Source organism: Tsukamurella sp. M9C (assembly GCF_020169415.1).
GTDB lineage: Bacteria > Actinomycetota > Actinomycetes > Mycobacteriales > Mycobacteriaceae > Tsukamurella.
Window position 1 is genome coordinate 1 of record NZ_JAIULG010000072.1, and the last position, 18,019, is coordinate 18,019.

Annotated in this window: 18 protein-coding genes; 9 read left to right on the forward strand and 9 right to left on the reverse strand. The window is 70.5% G+C overall.

Annotated features, from left to right (window positions below; all coding sequences use genetic code 11):
• On the reverse strand, nt 1-244 hold a 244-nt coding region (locus LB823_RS22420; RefSeq protein ID WP_224651805.1), incomplete at its 3' end, for an alcohol dehydrogenase catalytic domain-containing protein.
• A 99-nt stretch (nt 245-343) separates the two neighbouring features.
• Between LB823_RS22420 and LB823_RS22425 the strand changes: the two genes are divergently transcribed.
• Genes LB823_RS22425 through LB823_RS22445 form a run of 5 tightly spaced genes read left to right on the forward strand, consistent with a single transcriptional unit; the run spans nt 344 to nt 5,637 of the window.
• Nucleotides 344-1,327, forward strand: a complete 984-nt coding sequence (locus LB823_RS22425; protein ID WP_224651779.1) for a sugar-binding transcriptional regulator — start codon at nt 344-346, stop codon at nt 1,325-1,327.
• Nucleotides 1,324-2,709 carry a sugar ABC transporter substrate-binding protein gene (locus tag LB823_RS22430; protein WP_224651781.1) on the forward strand — a complete coding sequence of 462 codons (1,386 nt, stop codon included), beginning with the start codon at nt 1,324-1,326 and terminating at the stop codon, nt 2,707-2,709. The genes LB823_RS22425 and LB823_RS22430 overlap by 4 nt, the downstream gene beginning before the upstream one ends.
• Nucleotides 2,706-3,653, forward strand: coding sequence for a carbohydrate ABC transporter permease (locus LB823_RS22435; protein WP_224651783.1), 948 nt, complete (start codon nt 2,706-2,708; stop codon nt 3,651-3,653). The genes LB823_RS22430 and LB823_RS22435 overlap by 4 nt, the downstream gene beginning before the upstream one ends.
• A complete protein-coding gene (locus LB823_RS22440) occupies nt 3,653-4,492 on the forward strand; it encodes a carbohydrate ABC transporter permease (RefSeq protein ID WP_224651786.1) in 840 nt (279 codons plus the stop codon). Before LB823_RS22435 ends, LB823_RS22440 begins: the two co-directional genes overlap by 1 nt.
• A gap of 38 nt (nt 4,493-4,530) precedes the next feature.
• The gene (locus LB823_RS22445; RefSeq protein WP_224651787.1) at nt 4,531-5,637 is read left to right on the forward strand and encodes an ABC transporter ATP-binding protein; all 1,107 of its coding nucleotides are present in this window, start codon (nt 4,531-4,533) and stop codon (nt 5,635-5,637) included.
• 73 nt (nt 5,638-5,710) lie between these two features.
• Here LB823_RS22445 and rpsA read toward each other — a convergent pair whose 3' ends face one another.
• On the reverse strand, nt 5,711-7,195 hold the full coding sequence (rpsA, locus tag LB823_RS22450) for a 30S ribosomal protein S1 (RefSeq protein WP_068568982.1): 1,485 nt from the start codon (nt 7,193-7,195) through the stop codon (nt 5,711-5,713).
• 165 nt (nt 7,196-7,360) lie between these two features.
• Here rpsA and LB823_RS22455 point away from each other — a divergent pair, with 165 nt between their 5' ends.
• The 3 genes from LB823_RS22455 (at nt 7,361) to LB823_RS22465 (ending at nt 9,173) form a co-directional block, all read left to right on the forward strand.
• Nucleotides 7,361-8,146 (forward strand): class I SAM-dependent methyltransferase, encoded by a 786-nt coding sequence (locus tag LB823_RS22455; RefSeq protein ID WP_224651807.1) that lies wholly within the window; start codon nt 7,361-7,363, stop codon nt 8,144-8,146.
• Nucleotides 8,147-8,379: 233 nt separating this feature from the next.
• A complete protein-coding gene (locus tag LB823_RS22460; RefSeq protein ID WP_224651789.1) occupies nt 8,380-8,733 on the forward strand; it encodes a hemophore-related protein in 354 nt (117 codons plus the stop codon).
• Between the two features lie 41 nt (nt 8,734-8,774).
• Entirely contained in the window at nt 8,775-9,173 is a 399-nt protein-coding gene (locus tag LB823_RS22465) for a hemophore-related protein (protein WP_224651791.1), read from the forward strand.
• Nucleotides 9,174-9,184: 11 nt separating this feature from the next.
• On the opposite strand, the gene LB823_RS22470 is transcribed toward LB823_RS22465, so the two are convergent.
• The 4 genes from LB823_RS22470 to LB823_RS22485 all read right to left on the reverse strand — a co-directional run bounded on the left by LB823_RS22470 (nt 9,185) and on the right by LB823_RS22485 (nt 12,732).
• Nucleotides 9,185-9,529 (reverse strand): helix-turn-helix domain-containing protein, encoded by a 345-nt coding sequence (locus tag LB823_RS22470; protein WP_224651793.1) that lies wholly within the window; start codon nt 9,527-9,529, stop codon nt 9,185-9,187.
• Between the two features lie 92 nt (nt 9,530-9,621).
• Nucleotides 9,622-10,236 (reverse strand): HAD family hydrolase, encoded by a 615-nt coding sequence (locus tag LB823_RS22475; protein WP_224651795.1) that lies wholly within the window; start codon nt 10,234-10,236, stop codon nt 9,622-9,624.
• Nucleotides 10,237-10,258: 22 nt separating this feature from the next.
• Nucleotides 10,259-11,536 (reverse strand): reverse transcriptase family protein, encoded by a 1,278-nt coding sequence (locus tag LB823_RS22480; protein WP_224651797.1) that lies wholly within the window; start codon nt 11,534-11,536, stop codon nt 10,259-10,261.
• A gap of 230 nt (nt 11,537-11,766) precedes the next feature.
• Nucleotides 11,767-12,732: a GlxA family transcriptional regulator gene (locus LB823_RS22485; protein WP_224651799.1), complete on the reverse strand. Its 966-nt coding sequence runs from the start codon at nt 12,730-12,732 to the stop codon at nt 11,767-11,769.
• Between the two features lie 116 nt (nt 12,733-12,848).
• On the opposite strand from LB823_RS22485, the gene LB823_RS22490 reads away from it, so the two are divergent.
• Nucleotides 12,849-13,484, forward strand: a complete 636-nt coding sequence (locus LB823_RS22490) for an isochorismatase family protein (protein ID WP_224651801.1) — start codon at nt 12,849-12,851, stop codon at nt 13,482-13,484.
• A gap of 59 nt (nt 13,485-13,543) precedes the next feature.
• Here the strand turns inward: LB823_RS22490 and polA are convergent, their stop codons facing one another.
• The 3 genes from polA to LB823_RS22505 form a co-directional block, all read right to left on the reverse strand.
• On the reverse strand, nt 13,544-16,219 hold the full coding sequence (polA, locus tag LB823_RS22495) for a DNA polymerase I (protein WP_224651809.1): 2,676 nt from the start codon (nt 16,217-16,219) through the stop codon (nt 13,544-13,546).
• 68 nt (nt 16,220-16,287) lie between these two features.
• On the reverse strand, nt 16,288-16,722 hold the full coding sequence (locus LB823_RS22500) for a hypothetical protein (RefSeq protein ID WP_224651803.1): 435 nt from the start codon (nt 16,720-16,722) through the stop codon (nt 16,288-16,290).
• A gap of 26 nt (nt 16,723-16,748) precedes the next feature.
• Nucleotides 16,749-18,019, reverse strand: a 1,271-nt coding sequence (locus LB823_RS22505) for a hypothetical protein (protein WP_308011490.1), incomplete at its 5' end; no start/stop codon positions are given.

Sequence of the window (18,019 nt, forward strand, 5' to 3'; positions counted from 1 at the left end):
CGCCGATCCGCTCGGCGGGGACGCCCTCGCCGACGGCCACGATCCGCCCGGACGCCTCGTGCCCGAGCACGATCGGCGCGGTCACCACGAACTCGCCGATCCGGCCGTGGCGCAAGTAGTGGGTGTCGCTGCCGCACACGCCCACGGCCGCGACCTCGACCAGCACGTCGCCGGGTTCGGGCGCCGGGACGGGCCTCGATTCGAGGGTCATCCGGCCCCCGGGGTGCAGCACGCTGGCGCGCATTTCCTTCGAAACTGTTGCCTGGGTCACACCACCGATGTTAGCGTAGTGAGCAGAATCACCGCTAGTGAGCATTTGCTCACGCTATCGACGGAGCATCGCGTGACATCACCGCAGCGCACTCCCGGGGAACCCGGCCACGATCTGCGCCTGCTGGTGCGCGCGGCCACCATGTACCACCTCGAGGGCCTCACCCAGGCGCAGATCGCGGAGCGGCTGGGGGTCTCCCGCCCCACGGCCGGCCGCCTCGTCGCCCGCGCCCGTGCACAGGGATTGGTCACCGTCACCGTCGCGGCCCCCACCCACCTCGCGGACTCCATCCACCCCGATCTCGAGCGCGACCTGGAGGCCGCGTTCGGGCTCACCGAGGCGCTGATCATCGCCGAGGACGCCGACGGGACGCCCTCGGGCGACGCCGCGCTGGGCCGGGCGGGCGCCTCCCTGCTCGCCCGCCGCCTGCAGCCCACGGACACCTTCGGATTCACCTGGGGCCCCGAGCAGGTGGCGGTGGCGGACGCGCTCGGCGGCGCCGCGGCCTGCGCCCGCGTGGTGCAGATGGACGGCTCCATGACCTCCGTCGAGTACCACACCGGCGTCGATCACGCCCTCGCCCGCTTTTCCGAGCGCCTCGGCGCGCGGCCGGTCCGGCTCGTGGCACCGCTGTTCGCCGACCCCGACACGGTGCGCGCGCTCGAGCGCGATTCCATCGTCTCCCAGGCGCTCGCGGCCGCCCGTTCCGCCGAGGTGATGCTCTTCGGCGTCGGCTCCGCCTCCACCTCGACCACCCTCTTCGAGGGCGCGTACATCGACACCGAGGTCCTCGGCGAGCTGCACGAGCTCGGGGCCGTCGGCGAGATCGGCGGCCGCTTCTACGGGCTCGACGGTGCGCCCGTCGCATCATCGCTCGTCGACCGCACCGTCTCGGTACCGCTGGAGGACATCCGGCGTTGCCCCACAGCGATTCTCACCTCCGGCGGCGAGCACCGCCGGGAATCGATCCTGGGCGCCCTCCGCGGCGGCTTCGCGACCACCCTGGTCACGGACCGTCCCACCGCGCAGTGGTTGCTCGCCGAACAGAAGGGATGACCGTGATCCGCAGATCCGCACGACGCCGCGCCGCGGCCGTCGGTGGCCTCGCCGCCGCGACGGCACTGCTCGCCGGCTGCTCCGGCGCGGGTGTCTTCACCGACGGGGGCGGCTCGGCCGTCACCGTGGCCATGGTGTCGAACTCGCAGATGACGGACGCGGTGGGCCTGGCCCCCGAGTTCGAGCGCGCCAACCCCGGCGTGAAACTCAAGTTCGTCACGCTCTCGGAGAACGAAGCGCGGGCCAAGATCACCGCCTCCGTCTCCACCGGCGGCGGCGAGTTCGACGTGGTGATGATCAGCAACTACGAGACCCGGATGTGGGCCCAGAACGGCTGGCTCACGGACCTCTCCTCCCTGATGGACCGCGACCCGTTGTACGACCCGGGCGACTTCATCCCCACGCTGCGCGAGGCGCTGTCGTACCAGGGCCGGATGTACTCCGTGCCGTTCTACGGCGAGTCCTCGTTCCTCATGTACAACAAGCAGATGTTCGCGAAGGCGGGCATCACCCTGCCCGCCGAGCCGACCTGGCCCGAGGTCGCGGACGCGGCCCGCAAGCTGCACTCGCGCGACGTGGCGGGGATCTGCCTGCGCGGCAAGCCCGGATGGGGCGAGGTACTGGCACCGCTGAACACCGTGATCAACGCCTTCGGCGGCCGCTGGTTCGACGAGCAGTGGAATCCGCAGTTCGACTCGCAGCAGATGCGCGACGCGGTGCGGTTCTACGTCGACACCGTGCGGAACTACGGCGAGGCCGGCGCTGCGTCCACCGGCTTCCAGGAGTGCGGAAACCTGTTGGCGCAGGGCCAGGCGGCGATGTGGTACGACTCCACGGCCGCCGTCTCCTCGCTGGAGAGCCCCGAGACCTCGAAGATCGCCGGCCAGGTCGGGTACCTCCCCGCGCCGAAGATGGCCAAGTCCGGCAACGGCTGGCTCTACACCTGGTCGCTCGGCATCCCGGCGAAGAGCACGCGCGCCGGCGACGCGTGGAAGTTCGTCTCCTGGATGACGAGTAAGCAGTACATCGCCGGTGTCGCCGACGAACTGGGGCCGAGCCGCGTCCCGCCGGGCAGCCGGTTGTCGACGTACGAGCTGCCCGCCTACAAGGAGCTCTCGTCGACCTTCGCGAAGCAGACGCTCGACTCCATGCTCGCCGCCGACCAGTCCCGCCCGACACTGGAGCCGGTGCCGTACACCGGGATCCAGTTCCTCGCGATTCCCGAGTTCCAGGACCTTGGCACCCGCGTGAGCCAGCAGATCAGCGCCGCGATCGCCGGCCAGATCTCCGTCGACGACGCGCTGGCTCAGTCGCAGAAGTACGCGGAAGTCGTCGGGAAGAGCTACCGCGACAGCCAGGACCGGACGGGAGCAGCGCGATGACCACGACCAGCACGCCGACCGAGGCGCGACCCGCGACTCCCCTGCGGTCCAAGCGCGACCGGATCACCCGCGCCGAGGCGTGGCGCCGCCGCGGGCCCCTGCTGCCCGCGCTGATCTTCATGGTGATCGTCACCCAGATCCCGTTCCTGGTAACGCTGTACTACTCCACCCAGTCGTGGAACCTGGTGCGCCCCGGATCGCGGAAGTTCAACTGGCTGGGCAACTACGTCGAGGTCTTCCGCGACACCCAGTTCTGGACGGTCACGCTCAACACCGTGCTGCTCATCGTCGGCACCGTCGTGCTGTCCGTGATCCTCGGCCTGATCCTGGCGCTGCTGCTGGACCGGAAGTTCCTGGGGCGCGGTGTGGTCCGCACGCTGCTCATCACCCCGTTCCTGGTCACGCCCGTCGCCGCCGCGCTGCTGTGGAAGACGAGCCTGCTCTCCCCCACCAACGGGCTGCTCGCCTGGGTGCTCGGGCCGCTCGGCATCCACGTCGACTGGCTCAGCGAGTACCCGCTCGCCTCCGTCATCGCCGAGCTCGTCTGGCAGTGGACGCCGTTCATGATGCTGCTCATCCTCGCGGGCCTGCAGTCCATGCCCCGGGACGTGCAGGAGGCCGCGCGGGTCGACGGCGCCACCAGCGTGCGGCTGTTCCGCGAGCTGACGCTGCCGCACCTGCGGCGCTTCATCGAGCTGGGCGCGGTGCTGGGCGCGATCTACCTGGTCAACACCTTCGACGCGGTCTACATGATGACCTCGGGCGGCCCGGGTGTCGCCAGTTCCAACCTGCCCTTCTACATCTATCAGCGTGCCTTCCTCGGCTTCGACATCGGCCAGGCCGCGGCCATGGGCGTCGTCACCGTGATCGGCACGATCGTCGTCTCGACGCTCGCGATCCGCCTGATCTTCAAGAGCTTCGGCGCCGGAGAGGAAGCAGCCTGATGTCCACGACCATCGTTACCCGCCGGCGGCGCGATCCCAAGGGCGGCGCGCTCACCGCGATCACCTGGATCATCGCCATCGGTTTCTTCTTCCCCGTGCTGTGGATGGTGCTCACCGCGTTCAAGCAGGAGAGCGACGCGGCGACACGGCCCCCGACCCTGTTCTTCGTGCCGACCCTGGACCAGTTCACGGCGGTGTTCGACTCCGGCATCGGCGTCCCACTGCTCAACTCCGTCTTCGCGACGGTCATCTCGACGACCCTCGTGCTGGTGCTCGGCGTGCCCGCGGCGTTCGCCCTCTCGCTGCGGCCGGTCCGCAAGACGCAGGACGCGCTGTTCTTCTTCATCAGCACCAAGATGCTGCCGATCGTGGCGGCGATCATCCCGCTGTACGTCATCGTCGGGCGGATCGGGATGCTCGACAACATCTGGACGCTGGTCATCCTCTACACGGCGATGAACCTTCCCATCGCCGTGTGGATGATGCGGTCCTTCTTCCTCGAGGTGCCGAGCGAACTGCTCGAGGCCGCCGGGATGGACGGCGCCGGCCTGTGGACCTCGGTCCGCGAGGTGATCCTCCCGATCATCTCCCCCGGCATCGCGGCCACCGCCCTGATCTGCGTGATCTTCTCGTGGAACGAATTCTTCTTCGCGGTGAACCTCACCGCGGTCAACGCCCAGACCATGCCGGTGGCACTCACCGGATTCATGTCCGGGCAGGGCCTGTTCTGGGCCAAGCTCTCCGCCGCCTCCGTGCTGGCCGCCCTCCCCGTGGTCATCTGCGGGTGGATCGCCCAGAACAAGCTGGTCCGCGGCCTGTCCTTCGGCGCCATCAAGTAGCCGCCCCACATCGACCCCTCGGATCCCCAGGAGGAACCATGGCTTCCATCACGTACGACAAGGCGTGCTGCGTCTACCCCGGCGCCGAGACCCTCGCCGTCGACTCCCTCGACCTCGACATCGCCGACGGCGAGTTCGTCGTCCTGGTCGGACCGTCCGGCTCCGGCAAGTCGACCGCCCTGCGCATGCTCGCCGGACTCGAGGAGATCGACTCCGGCGCGATCTCCATCGGCGGCCGCAGCATGGTGGGCGTCGCGCCCAAGGACCGCGACATCGCGATGGTCTTCCAGAACTACGCGCTGTACCCGAACAAGACGGTCGGCGAGAACATGGGCTTCGCGCTGAAGATGCGCGGCGTCCCGCTCGACGAGCGCAAGCAGAAGGTCGCCGAGGCCGCGAAGCTGCTCGACCTGACCGACTACCTCGACCGCAAGCCGGCGCGCCTCTCCGGCGGTCAGCGCCAGCGCGTCGCGATGGGCCGCGCGATCGTCCGTGAGCCGCAGGTCTTCTGCATGGACGAGCCGCTCTCGAACCTGGACGCCAAGCTCCGGGTGCAGACCCGCACGCAGATCGCCGCGCTGCAGCGGCGCCTGGGCACGACGACGGTCTACGTCACGCACGACCAGGTCGAGGCGATGACGATGGGCGACCGGGTGGCCGTGCTCAAGTTCGGGGTGCTCCAGCAGTTCGCGACGCCCGCGGAGCTCTACGACCGGCCCAAGAACGCCTTCGTCGCCGGCTTCATCGGCTCGCCGGCGATGAACCTCTTCACGGCGCCCGTCCGCGACGGGGCGATCACCGTGGCCGGCGGCACCGTCGACCTGGACGCGGAGGCGCAGGCAGCGCTCCGCACCTCCGGCCTGGACCGCGTGACCGTCGGCATCCGCCCCGAAAGCCTCGGTCTCGCAGGGCCGGACGCGGGCGTGGCCGGAACCGTCGCGATCATGGAGGACCTCGGGAGCGACACGTTCGTCTACGCGAGCGTCGAGGATCCCGGCGTGGCCGGTGTCGACGGTGCGCCGGTCACGCTGGTGGCGCGGTGCCCGCGACGCACGGCGGCCCGGATCGGCGACGGCGTGCGGCTCGCGCAGATCGAGCCCGCGGTGCATCTGTTCCACCCGGACACGGGCGAGCGCCTCAACTAGCACCCCGGAAACGGGGAACGCCCCGCATCCTGCGAAGGATGCGGGGCGTTCGGCGTCGGTGCGGTGAAGCGGATCAGGCGTTGCCCGACAGCTTCTCGCGGAGAGCAGCGAGCTGCGCATCGCTGGCCAGCGAACCGCCGGTGCTCTGCGGGGCCTCGTTGCCACCACGGTCGTTCGAGGACGACTCGCTCGAGTAGTTCGCGCCACCCGCGGCCGGACCACCGGCAGCGGCCTCGGCGGCCTCGTCGGCCGCGAACTTCTCCATCTGCGCGGTGTGCATCTTGTGGCGACGCTCCGCCTCGGCGTAGCGACCCTCCCACTCCTCGCGCTGCTTCTCGAAGCCCTCGAGCCACTCGTTGGTCTCGGGATCGAAGCCCTCGGGGAAGATGTACTCGCCGTTCTCGTCGTAGCTGTCGGCCATGCCGTACTTCGACGGGTCGAACTCCTCGGTGTAGTCCTCGTTGGCCTGCTTGAGGCTCAGCGAGATGCGACGACGCTCGAGGTCGATGTCGATGACGCGCACCATGGCGTCGTCGCCGACCGAGACGACCTGGTCCGGGACCTCGACGTGGCGCTCGGCCAGCTCCGAGATGTGGACGAGGCCCTCGATGCCCTCCTCGACGCGGACGAACGCGCCGAACGGGACGAGCTTGGTGACCTTGCCGGGCACGATCTGGCCGATGGCATGGGTCCGGGCGAACTGACGCCACGGATCCTCCTGGGTCGCCTTGAGCGACAGCGAGACGCGCTCGCGGTCCAGGTCGACGTCGAGGACCTCGACGGTGACCTCGTCGCCCACGGTGACCACCTCGGACGGGTGATCGATGTGCTTCCAGGACAGCTCGGAGACGTGCACCAGGCCGTCGACGCCGCCCAGGTCCACGAAGGCACCGAAGTTGACGATGGAGGACACGACGCCCTTGCGGACCTGGCCCTTCTGGAGCTGGTGCAGGAACTCGCTGCGGACCTCGGACTGGGTCTGCTCGAGCCACGCACGACGCGACAGGACCACGTTGTTGCGGTTCTTGTCGAGCTCGATGATCTTCGCCTCGATCTCCTTGCCGATGTACGGTTGGAGGTCGCGCACACGACGCATCTCGACCAGCGAGGCCGGGAGGAAGCCGCGGAGGCCGATGTCCAGGATGAGACCACCCTTGACCACCTCGATGACGGTGCCCTTGACGGCCTCGTCCTTCTCCTTGAGCTCCTCGATCGTGCCCCAGGCGCGCTCGTACTGCGCACGCTTCTTGGACAGGATCAGGCGGCCTTCCTTGTCCTCCTTGGTGAGGACGAGAGCCTCGACGGCATCGCCGACGTTGACGACCTCGGACGGGTCGACGTCGTGCTTGATGCTCAGCTCGCGGGAGGGGATGACGCCCTCGGTCTTGTAACCGATGTCGAGCAGGACCTCGTCACGGTCGACCTTGACGATGGTGCCCTCGACGATGTCGCCATCGTTGAAGTACTTGATCGTGGCGTCGATCGCGGCGAGGAAATCCTCCGCGGTGCCGATGTCGTTGACGGCGACCTGCGGGGACGTAACGGTGGTGGTGGGCATTGGGTAAGTTGCTCCGGACAGGGTGCTAGTAGTTTGGTCGAGATCGCGCACGCATGGGCACACGCGTGGACTAGGCTACTCCACCGCGCGCAACCTGGGCAAACCGCCCTCGCCGCACCCGCCGCCGAGAGGTTCACTCCCGTGTCTCACCGCCCCAAACCGGACATGCGCCGCGACAGTGCCGGTTCCGAGGCCACGAACCGTTCCTGGTGGGACTCGGACGCCGAGGCCTACCACGCTGAGCACGCCGCCTTCCTGGGCGTGGACGCCGCCGACGGCGAGTTCGTCTGGTGCCCCGAGGGCGTGCGCGAGTCCGACGCCGGGCTGCTCGGCACCGTCGGGCCCGGGACCACGGCGGTGGAGATCGGCTGCGGCAGCGCCCCGTGCGCCCGATGGCTCGCCGCGCAGGGCGCGACGGTGGTCGGGATCGACATCTCGGCCGGCATGCTCCGGCGCGGGATGCCGCACGTGCGCGGCGGCAATCCCCTCCTGGTCCAAGCCGGGGCCGAGAATCTCCCCGTCGCCGACGGTGCCGCCGACGTCGTCTGCTCGGCCTTCGGCGCGATCCCCTTCGTCGCCGACTCCGCACGGGTGATGACGGAGGCGCACCGCGTGCTGCGCCCCGGCGGCCGCTTCGTCTTCTCCGTGAACCACCCGATGCGCTGGATGTTCCTCGACGATCCGGGGCCGGACGGCCTCGTCGCGACCCTGTCCTACTTCGACCGGTCGCCGTACGTCGAGACGGACGACGCCGGCCTCCCCACGTACGTCGAACACCACCGGACGATGGGCGACCGGATCCGGGAGATCGTCGGCGCGGGCCTGCAGGTGGTGGACGTGATCGAGCCGGAGTGGCCCGAGGGGTTCACCCGGGAATGGGGCCAGTGGAGCCCGCTGCGCGGCGAGATGTTCCCCGGGACGGCGATCTTCGTGTGCGTGAAGCCCGACTGATTCGTTGCGCTTACTGCACGGACCCGCGGCTCCCTGCCGACACTGGACCGGACCGTCGAACAGCCAGTTCAACGACGTCATCCACGCCGTGGATGCGCCCGCCAACGACAGCACCTACCCGGGTTTCGGTCGGACCCCACCGGGTTGGTTTTGCCCCTCGCCGTGCTTTCGCGGCCCCCGGCGAACCGGTAGTCTCGCGGGGCAGTCGTCACCGCCCCGAACAGGAGACAGTCATGAACCGGATCCGCATCGCCGCCGCGGTCGCAGCCCTCGCCGGAGCCCTCGCCGTGGTCCCCGCCGTCGCATCCGCCGCTCCGACCGACAAGGTCCCCGGCACCAAGTGCACCGTCGCGCAGGTCGAACGCGCCACCCAGGTCATCGCCCCCGAGGCGATCGCGGTCATGGACGCCACCCCGGGCGGCCGCGACCAGGCGACCGAACTCCTCACCGCCAAGCCCGAGGATCGCCAGGCGATCATCGACCGGCTGACCAAGGACAACCCGGCCGCGGCCGCCTACTACAAGGCCAACCGCACCGACATCGACGCGAAGATCGCCAAGGTCATCGCGACCTGCGACAAGTACTGACCCTTCACCTCCGAACGCCGCCACCGAAAGGCACCACCCGCATGACCTTCCGCCGCACCGCCGCCACCGCCGCCGTCCTCGGCGCGATCGCCCTGGCCGGCGCGCCGCTCGCCGCCGCCGCTCCGACGCCGAAGCCCGCGCCCAAGCCGAACGCCGCGTCGGCGCGAGCAGTGCCCGGCACCTCGTGCACGGTCGGCCAGCTGCGGGCCGCGATCGACCGCTCGTCCCCCGGCCTGGCCAAGCGCCTCGAGGACGCCGCCGGCGGCCCGCAGGAGTTCGCGGACATCGCCGCCTCGGACGGGCTGACCCGCCAGCTCCGCGTTGCCGCCCTCGCCTTCCGCGGCACCGGCTCGGCCATGAGCCTGGCCGGCGAGCAGGCGAACGTGCAGCGCGCCGTCGCCGACGCCTACCGCACTTGCGGCTCCGCGAAGGCCAAGTAGCCCCTCGACGGTCAGCCCTCGTTGAGGGCTGACCGCAGCGTCGCCTCGACCGCCGCGATCGCCTTGCCCGACGCCTGTTCCGGCGAACGGCTCGCGACCCGACGGTCGAGATCCGGCATCAGGAGCGCCGGCGGCACGTCCAGCGCCGCCGCCAGCCGGTAGACCGTGGACATGTGCGGGTCCGAGACCCCGTCGTTCGAGCTCACGTTGCGCTCGATGTTCGAGATCTGATTCCGATGCAGCCCCGCCGACTCGGCGAGCTTCTCCTGCGACAGCCCGCGCGACTTGCGCAGCGTCACCAAACGGCGAGCCAGCGAGTCCCCGTAGGTGTTCCACTCGATCTTCCGCGCCTTCATCGGATATACGGTGTCCGATGCTCCCCCGATTGTCTGCCCCATAGGTTATGCAATATCAAACCCTGGGGCGAATGTCCAGTTCTCGGCCGTTTTCAGGTGGCCGCGTAGTCGGGCAGCAGCGCGACGACCTCGGCCAGATGGCCGACGGTGCGCGCCGCCCCGGCCCGCAGAAGCGCGTCGTCGTCGAACTCGCCGGTGGTGACGCCGATGAACGGGCACCCGGCCGACCGCGCCGCCGCCGCGTCCTCCACGTGATCACCGAGGTAGGCGCGGACGTTCCCGAAGCGCCGCAGCGCCTCCCCCTTCTGCTCCCCGAAGTGCCCGCCCACGACGGCGCTGACATCGAGCGCCGCGTCTGCGACGGCGCGCTCCGCCGCGGCCTGCTGCTTCGCGGACACCACGACCGATGCACCGCCCGCCGCCCGGATGGCCGCGAGGAGCTCTTCCGCGCCCGGAAGGACGGGGACCGGCGTCGTCGAATCCGTGTCGTAGTGCTGCCGGTAGCGCCGCAGGAACCCGTCCGCATCGATCCCCGGAACCACCTCGCGCGCGACGTCGTCGATGGGGACGCCCATGTGCGGCAGGAGCACCTCGTCGTCCACCGCATGACCGAGGTCCGCGAAGGCGCGCTGCGCCGCGGTGAGGATGCGCTGACGTGAGTCGATCAGCGTGAGGTCGAGGTCGAAGCCGATGGTGAACACGGTCATCCACGCTACGCCCCGGTCGATGTCACCAGTGCACGCGCGCGGCCATGCTCAGGAGGCGCTCGCGCCTGTGCTCGTTCCCCTGTGCGACCCAGGCGATCCGGCCGTAGACGTGGGCGCGGAAGTCGGGGTGGCCGTCGCGGTTCTGGCTCGCGGCGCCGAACCTTGCCGCGTTGTGCAGTAGGGCGCGGAGATCGTCGTACTCGCCCCGCGGGGTCTGGGCACGCGCGTTGACAACCACGCCGGCGAGCTCCTGCCGGGCGCCGGCGCGCATGATCCGGGTCTTCCGCGGGTTCACCGAGAGCCCCTCCGACGCCACGATCTTCGGCACCACCCCGGCGATCAGCGACGAATCCAGTGCGCCGGAGAAGGCGAGGTCGTCGCCGTATCGGGTGTACCGCGCGCCCTGCGACCGGGCGAGTCCGGTCAGTCGTGCGTCCAGTCGCCGGAGCACGAGGTTCACCAGCGCGGGCGAGGTGGGCGCGCCCTGCGGCAGATGGCGGCCGCGCAGCGCCGCCGCCTGCCACGGGTCGAGGCCGCGGAGCTCGTCGCCGGGCGTGGCGACGGTGCACAGGTCCGCGAGGACCGCTGCCACCGGCGCCGGGTGACCGAGGCGGCGGAAGGCGGCCCGGACGCGGGGCGCGGTCACCGTCGGGAAGCAGTCGCGGAGGTCGAGCCGGACGACGGACCGCGTACCGACGTGCGGGGCGGCGTAGGCGAGGACCGATCCGCCGGGCCGGAAGCCGCGGGCCGCGGGATGGGCGCCGGCGTCGTCGAGGACGCGGCGGAGGATCCGGCGCTGGGCCTCGGCGAGTCGCGGCTTGGGCGCCTCGATCACACGGACTCCCCCGGCGGGCTTGGCGATCCGCCGAACCCGATAGTGCCGCAGCGGCCGACCCGCGTGCCGGAGCCATTGCCCATGATCGGCGAACCACTCGAGCTCCGGGATGGTCAGGTCCAGCATGCGGGCGATCGACCCGACGTCGGGCAGAGCGATCCCTGGAGGAGTTCCGGACCCCTTCGATTCGAGCAGTTGGACGGTGCGGTGCGCCTCGAGCGCCGAGAGGAGTGCGTTGCGGTCCGCCGCGACGGGGAGGTCGTCGACGATGCTGAGCGGCGGCGCCGGATGCTCTGCCAGGAGCGTCCGCGCGACGGGCACCGCGTGATCGACGGGCACGAGGTCCGCGACGGCCGCGGCGACGAACTCCTCGGTCCACTGCGCCGCAGTGAAGAACTCGACGCGGTCGGCGATCGCGTACCGCCACGCGCGCGGCAGACGCCGCGAGAGCTCGACGCCCGTCATGCCCGGGATGCGAACGCCGCTCGGGTGACCTGGAACAAGGTCCCGGAGCGCCGTGTGGTGCGCGCAGCGCACGCGCCGGCGTGGGACGCAGGGTGTGACTGTGCGGTGCCCCCAGCGGTTACCGCTGGGACGGATCGCGAGGATCCCTCCTCGCCCGAGCGGCGTCGCATGAATCCAGAGTGCCACACCCGGCCGTGGTGATGCACAGTTCCGGACGTCGGCAGGCCCGCTCAGTGCGACTCGGTGAACCGGTGGCGGTAGGACGTCGGCGTGGTCGAGTAACGCCGGACGAAGTTCTGCCGGAAGGTCACCGTGCTGGCGAAGCCGCTGGCGCGGGCGATCCGGTCGATGCTCCAGGCGGTGTTCTCGAGCAGGCGCCGCGACTCGTCGAGGCGACGGCTGAGTACCCACTTCGCGGGGCTCACACCCACACTCTCCTGGAACCTGCGCGCGAAGTTCCGCGGGCTCATGTTCACCCGCGCCGCGAGATCGTCGACCGTGAGCGGGGCGTCGAGGTTCGCCAGCGCCCAGGTCGTCGCGATCCCGATGGGTCCCTCACCCGCGGCGGGCACGGGGCGGTCGATGTACTGCGCCTGGTCGCCGTCCCGGTGTGGCGCGATCACCAGGTACCGGGCCAGCGCCGTCGCCGCCGTCGATCCGAGCCTCGTCCGCACCACGTGCAGGCACGCGTCCAGCGCCGAGGCGGTACCGGCCGAGGTGAGGACGTCGCCGTGGTCCACGTAGAGGCCCTCCGCCCGCACCGTGACCGCCGGATACCGCTGCGCGAGCTCGGTCTCCGAGGCCCAGTGAGTGGTCGCGGTGCGGCCGTCGAGGATGCCCGAGGCGACGACCGGGAAGGCGCCGAGGCAAAGGCCGGCGATCATCGCGCCGCGGGCGTGCGCTGTGCGGATCTCCTCGAGCAAGTCCGTGGAGGGCTCCGGCAGATCGGTCGGCCAGGAGGGGAAGACGAGGAGGTCGGCCGCGTGGGCCGCCGCCCGGTCCGCGGTGGCGATGGTGACGCCGTCGAGCCCGCGGACGGGGCCTCCGCCCGTGCTCCAGATGCCGGCGTCCCAGTCGGAGGCGAGTCCCAGGCGCCCCACCTCGCCGAAGGCGATGAGGGGCGTGGACAGGTGGAACATCGAGATGCCGTCGAAGGCGTGGACTGCGATCTGCACCGGCGGTTGTCCTGAATCCATCGAAGATGAGTAATTCTGCCACTCACACTACCCCGCGGCAGGGCGCGAGTATGGAATCCGAGCGGAACAGCACCACCCGCCCACGCATCCGATTCCCATGCACAGGAGCAGATCCCATGACCGCACCCCGCCGCGCCCTCATCGTTATCGACGTCCAGAACGAGTACTTCGACGCGGACCGCCCGCTGGCCGTGGCGTACCCGCCCCGCGACGAATCCCTCAAGCGGGTCCTCACCGCGATGGACGCCGCGCGCGATGCGGGCGTTCCGGTCGTGACCGTCGCGCACGTCTGGCCCGCGGGTTCGCCCGTCTTCGCGGAGGGCGCCGAGGAGACCCGCCTGCACCCGGACGTCGCCGCCCGCAGCGATGCGGTGGCCGCGCACGTCGTCAAGCAGGGCTCGAGCGTCTTCACCGCCGACGGTATGCCGGAGTGGCTCCGGGACAACGCCATCGACACGCTGACCCTCGTCGGCTACATGACGAACAACTGCGTCCTGGCCAGCGCCGCCGGGGCGGAACCCGAGGGCCTCGCCGTCGAGGTGCTCTCGGACGCCACCGGCGCGATCCACCTCGCGAACGCCGCCGGCAGCGCCTCGGCGCAGCAGGTCCACGAGACGCTCATGGTGCTGCTCCACTCGAACTGGGCGGCGGTCGCCGACACCGACGCGTGGATCGACGCGGTCGCGGCGGGACGCCCGTTGGAGAAGAGCGACCTCGGCTCCTCCGCCGTGCAGGGCCGCGCCGAGCACTGATCCCCGAGCCCCCTCGCGGGCGGGGCCTACCGCCCGCGAGGCGCGGTACCTCGCCGCGCCTAGTGCGCGGCGTCGTCCCAGCTGCGGCCGTAGCCGACCGAGACCTCCAGCGGCACCGAGAGCTCCGCGGCGCCGCCCATCGTGTCGCGGACCAGCGCTTCGAGCTGCTCCCGCTCGCCCGCGGCCACCTCGAGCACGAGCTCGTCGTGCACCTGCAGCAACATCCGCGAGCGCAGGCCGGCGGCGGCGATCCTCTCCTGCAGCCGGATCATCGCGACCTTGATGATGTCGGCGGCGCTGCCCTGGATCGGAGCGTTGAGAGCCATCCGCTCGGCGGCCTCGCGGCGCATCCGGTTGGTCGACGTGAGATCCGGCAGGTACCGGCGGCGGCCGTAGATGGTCTCCGTGTACTCGTTGCGCGTGGCCTCCGTGACCACGTCCTGGAGGTAGTCCCGCACCCCGCCGAACCGGGAGAAGTACGCCTCCATCTGGTCCTTCGCCTCGTCGCGCGAGATCTTCAGCTGCGCGGCGAGGCCGAACGCCGAGAGCCCGTAGGCCAGGCCGTAGGACATGGCCTTGACCCGGCGCCGCATGTCGGGCGTGACCTCGTCGATCGGGACGCCGAAGGCCTTCGAGCCGACGAAGTTGTGCAGGTCCTCGCCGGTGTTGAAGGCCTCGATCAGCCCCTCGTCGCCGGAGAGGTGCGCCATGATCCGCATCTCGATCTGGCTGTAGTCGGCCGTCATCAGCGTCTCGAAGCCCTCGCCCGCGACGAAGGCGTGCCGGATCTGCCGGCCCGCCTCCGTGCGCACGGGGATGTTCTGCAGGTTCGGATCGGTCGACGAGAGCCGGCCGGTGGCGGCCACCGTCTGATTGAACGTGGAGTGGATCCGGCCGTCCGAGGCGACCGTCTTGAGCAGGCCCTCGACGGTGACCTTGAGCCGCGTCGCGTCGCGGTGCTCCAGCAGGTACTGCAGGAACGGGTGCGGCTCCTTCTCGTACAGCGCCTCGAGCGCCGCCGCGTCGGTGGTGTACCCGGTCTTGGTCTTCTTCGTCTTCGGCAGGCCCAGCTTCTCGAACAGGATCACCTGCAGCTGCTTGGGCGAGCCCAGGTTGATCTGCTCCCCGATCTCCTCGAACGCGGAGGCCTCGGCCGCGCGGATCCGCTCGCTGAACTCGCTGTGCAGCGACTCGAGGTGCGCGGTGTCGACCGCGATGCCGGTGGATTCCATGACGTCGAGCACGCGGAGCAGCGGCAGCTCCATCTCCGCGAGCAGCGGTCGCGACTCGATGTTGTCGAGCTCGCCGTCGAGCGCGTCCGCCAGGTCGGCGACGGCGCGGGCCCGCAGGATTGCCTGCTGCGCCTTCTCTCCCGCCGAATCGTCCGGATCGTCGAGGAGCGAGAGCTGCGAGTCGTCGCCCGCGGTCTCGACCCGCAGCTCGCGGTGCAGGTAGCGCACCGAGAGGTCGTCGAGGTTGAAGGTGCGCTGGCCGGGGCGCACCAGGTACGCGGCGATCGCGGTGTCCGACGTGAGGCCGCCGAGCGTCCAGCCGCGGCTGGACAGCGCGTGCATGGCCCACTTGGCCTCGTGCGCGGCCTTGGGCTGCGCCTCGTCGGCCAACCAGGCGCCGAGCGCGGCCTCGTCGTGCGGGGTCAGCGAGGAGAGCTCGATGTACCCGCCCTCGCCGTCGGGGGCCGCGATCACGACGGCCTCCGCGTCACCGTCGACCACGACCTCCGGGCCGACGACGCCGAGCCCGGACCGCGCGCCCGAGGCGCCGTGCTCCGCGAGCCACTCGGCGACGGTGCCGGCCGCGACGATGCCGCCGGAGATCTCGAAACCCTCGTCGGCCTCCGGCTCCGTGCTGGCGAGCTCGGTGAAGATCCGCTCGCGCAGCACCCGGAACTCGAGGTCGTCGAAGAGCTGGTGGATGGCCTCGCGGTTCCACGGCTGCAGCTCCAGCTCCTGCGGGGTGTAGGGCAGCGTCATGTCCCGCACCATCTCGGTGATCTGCCGGTTGAGCTGCACCGTCGCGAGGTTCTCGCGCAGCGAGTCGCCGACCTTGCCCTTCACCTTGTCGACGTTCGTAACCAGGCCCTCGAGGTTCCCGTACTCGCGGATCCACTTGGCGGCGGTCTTCTCGCCGACGCCCGGGATGCCGGGCAGGTTGTCCGACGGGTCTCCCCGCAGCGCGGCGTAATCCGGGTACTGCGCCGGGGTGAGGCCGTACTTGGCCTCCACCTCCTCGGGGGTGAACCTGGTGAGGTCCGAGACGCCCTTGCGCGGATAGAGGACGGTGACGTCGTCGTTCACGAGCTGGAGCGCGTCGCGGTCACCCGTGACGATGAGGACCTTGAAGCCCTGCTCCTGGGCCCGGGTGGTCATCGTGGCGATGATGTCGTCCGCCTCGAAGCCCTCCTGCGCCATGGTGGGGATGCCCATGGCGCCGAGAACGTCCTTCACCACGTCCACCTGGCCGCGGAAGTCGTCCGGCGCGGAGCTGCGCTGCGCCTTGTACTCGGGGAACATCTCGGCGCGGAAGGTCTGCCGGGAGACGTCGAAGGCCGCGGCGACGTAACCGGGCGCCTCCTCCTTGAGCAGCTTGATCAGCATCGACGTGAAGCCGTACACCGCGTTGGTCGGCTGCCCCGACTTCGTGCGGAAGCGGCCACCGTCGAGCGGGAGCGCGAAGAAGGCGCGGAACGCCATCGAGTGCCCGTCGATCAGCAACATCGTGGGCTTGGTCGAGGAGTTCGCTGAAGTCACACCGGCAGTCTAGTGATCGCCCCCGACAGCTTTCGTCAGGTCGTCGTGGGCGGCAGTTGGGGCCGCACGACGACGGTGTCCGCGATGCGTCGCTCCAGGTCGGCGACGTCCGCGGTGGCCGACTCGACCGCCGGGGCCTTCTCCGCCTCGGGCAGCGCGGCGATCGTCACGAGCCGGTCGTCGAGCTCCTGGGCGGCGACGGTGAGCGTCACCTGCGCGTCCAGCTGCGCCGCGGACAGCACGCCCGCGGGCTGATCGAAGGCGCGCAGCGCCTTCCGGATGCGGCGGTGCAGGCGCGCCTCGGGGACGTGCGAGCCGGACCAGGACAACGGGGCGCGCGACGGGAAGGGCATGGCGGCCTCGGCCTGCTGCTGCCGGCGACTGTTGCGCACCAGCGCGATCGCGAAGCCGGTGGCCGCGAGCACGGCCAGCACGACGACCGCGAGCACCGCAACGATGATCCACGACATGACGTTCCTCCTCGCCGCCGCGGCGGCTACCCGCCGCGGGCCTGCATGTACAGGTACACCGCCAGCCCGACCAGCAGCAACCCGAGGGTGACGGCGAAGGCGATCTTGATCGCGCTCCACGGTCGCTGACCTTGCACTTCGCCGGTCACGCCGTTGACGAAGACCTGGAAGGGCTTGCCTCCGAAGGTGACGGTGAGCAGCCACACCGGCATCAGCAGGTAGAGGAAGTCGATCGACTGGTACATCGGGTTCATCCGGGTGATCCGCTGCTCGTCGCCGCCGATGTCGCGGCGCACCGTGTTCTCGACGATGCCCTCGATCCGCGGCCGCGCCTGCGCCTCGAAGACCTGCGCCGCGTCACCGTCGTAGGTGCGCGCCAGGTGGCCCGCCACGAACTCCGGCGTGTAGGTGACGGACTGTTCGGTGGGCCAGGGCTCGAGGTCGCGGACCCGGTCGGAGTCGAGTCCCGTGTTGGCGGACTCGGCGAGCTGCCGGATGCTGTCGTGCACCCGCCCGCTCGCCGGATACCAATCGGTGTAGGTCTCGATGTTGCCGTCCCGGTCGCGCCGGGTCCGGCGCTCGCCTCGCGCCCCCGAGTAGTCGGTGGTCACCTCGGCGTCGTAGCTGTAGTACGAGAGGTAGACGCTGGTGAACGAGCCGAGCACGCGGTACTTCTTGAACTCGCGCGGCGCGAACCACCGGCTGTCGACCCAGGCCTCGATGTTCTGCCGGGCCTGGTCCTCGCCGACCCGCAGCGGGAGGATGCCGTCGACGGGCAGCCGCGCGGGCGCGACCTGCACGTCGGTCCGCTGGATCGGGGTGTTGCAGTACGGGCACCGCACGGCGGTGAGGGTGCCGCTGAACAGGGTGTGGCCGCCGCAGTTCTGGCAGACCACCTCGTGGTCGACGACGCGCACCTGCTCCGCCGACGCGGCACGCGCGTAGAGCGCGTTCATGGTGGGCCCCAACGGATGCGGGATCAGGGCCTTGCTCGTGTCGAGCATCACCGGATAGGTGCTGCCGCAGCTCGGCGAGCGCAGCTTCCCGATCGCCGGGTCGTAGACGAGGGCGTCGCCGCAGTTCCCGCACGGATAGGTGCGGGTCTGCTCGGTGACCTGCAGCATCTCGCGGTCGTTGGCCGACGGGACGCCGGGCACGAGCTGCTGGGGCCGCGCGTCCGCCGGCGCGGCGGGTCGCGCCGGACGTGGCGGCTGTGGCGGGCCCGGCGGGCGCGGCTGCTCCGGTGACCGCCCGGGGTGGCCGGGCAGCGGGGGCGGCGTCGTCATGACTACGACCG

Excerpts from the sequence above, each read along its gene's own strand:
- LB823_RS22430 (WP_224651781.1), top strand. The coding sequence starts at position 1,324 with ATGACCGTGATCCGCAGATCCGCACGACGCCGCGCCGCGGCCGTCGGT.
- LB823_RS22435 (WP_224651783.1), top strand. The coding sequence starts at position 2,706 with ATGACCACGACCAGCACGCCGACCGAGGCGCGACCCGCGACTCCCCTG.
- LB823_RS22440 (WP_224651786.1), top strand. The coding sequence starts at position 3,653 with ATGTCCACGACCATCGTTACCCGCCGGCGGCGCGATCCCAAGGGCGGC.
- LB823_RS22445 (WP_224651787.1), top strand. The coding sequence starts at position 4,531 with ATGGCTTCCATCACGTACGACAAGGCGTGCTGCGTCTACCCCGGCGCC.
- rpsA (WP_068568982.1), bottom strand. The coding sequence starts at position 7,195 with ATGCCCACCACCACCGTTACGTCCCCGCAGGTCGCCGTCAACGACATC.
- LB823_RS22455 (WP_224651807.1), top strand. The coding sequence starts at position 7,361 with ATGCGCCGCGACAGTGCCGGTTCCGAGGCCACGAACCGTTCCTGGTGG.
- LB823_RS22460 (WP_224651789.1), top strand. The coding sequence starts at position 8,380 with ATGAACCGGATCCGCATCGCCGCCGCGGTCGCAGCCCTCGCCGGAGCC.
- LB823_RS22465 (WP_224651791.1), top strand. The coding sequence starts at position 8,775 with ATGACCTTCCGCCGCACCGCCGCCACCGCCGCCGTCCTCGGCGCGATC.
- LB823_RS22470 (WP_224651793.1), bottom strand. The coding sequence starts at position 9,529 with ATGAAGGCGCGGAAGATCGAGTGGAACACCTACGGGGACTCGCTGGCT.
- LB823_RS22475 (WP_224651795.1), bottom strand. The coding sequence starts at position 10,236 with ATGACCGTGTTCACCATCGGCTTCGACCTCGACCTCACGCTGATCGAC.
- LB823_RS22480 (WP_224651797.1), bottom strand. The coding sequence starts at position 11,536 with ATGACGGGCGTCGAGCTCTCGCGGCGTCTGCCGCGCGCGTGGCGGTAC.
- LB823_RS22485 (WP_224651799.1), bottom strand. The coding sequence starts at position 12,732 with ATGGATTCAGGACAACCGCCGGTGCAGATCGCAGTCCACGCCTTCGAC.
- LB823_RS22490 (WP_224651801.1), top strand. The coding sequence starts at position 12,849 with ATGACCGCACCCCGCCGCGCCCTCATCGTTATCGACGTCCAGAACGAG.
- polA (WP_224651809.1), bottom strand. The coding sequence starts at position 16,219 with ATGTTGCTGATCGACGGGCACTCGATGGCGTTCCGCGCCTTCTTCGCG.
- LB823_RS22500 (WP_224651803.1), bottom strand. The coding sequence starts at position 16,722 with ATGTCGTGGATCATCGTTGCGGTGCTCGCGGTCGTCGTGCTGGCCGTG.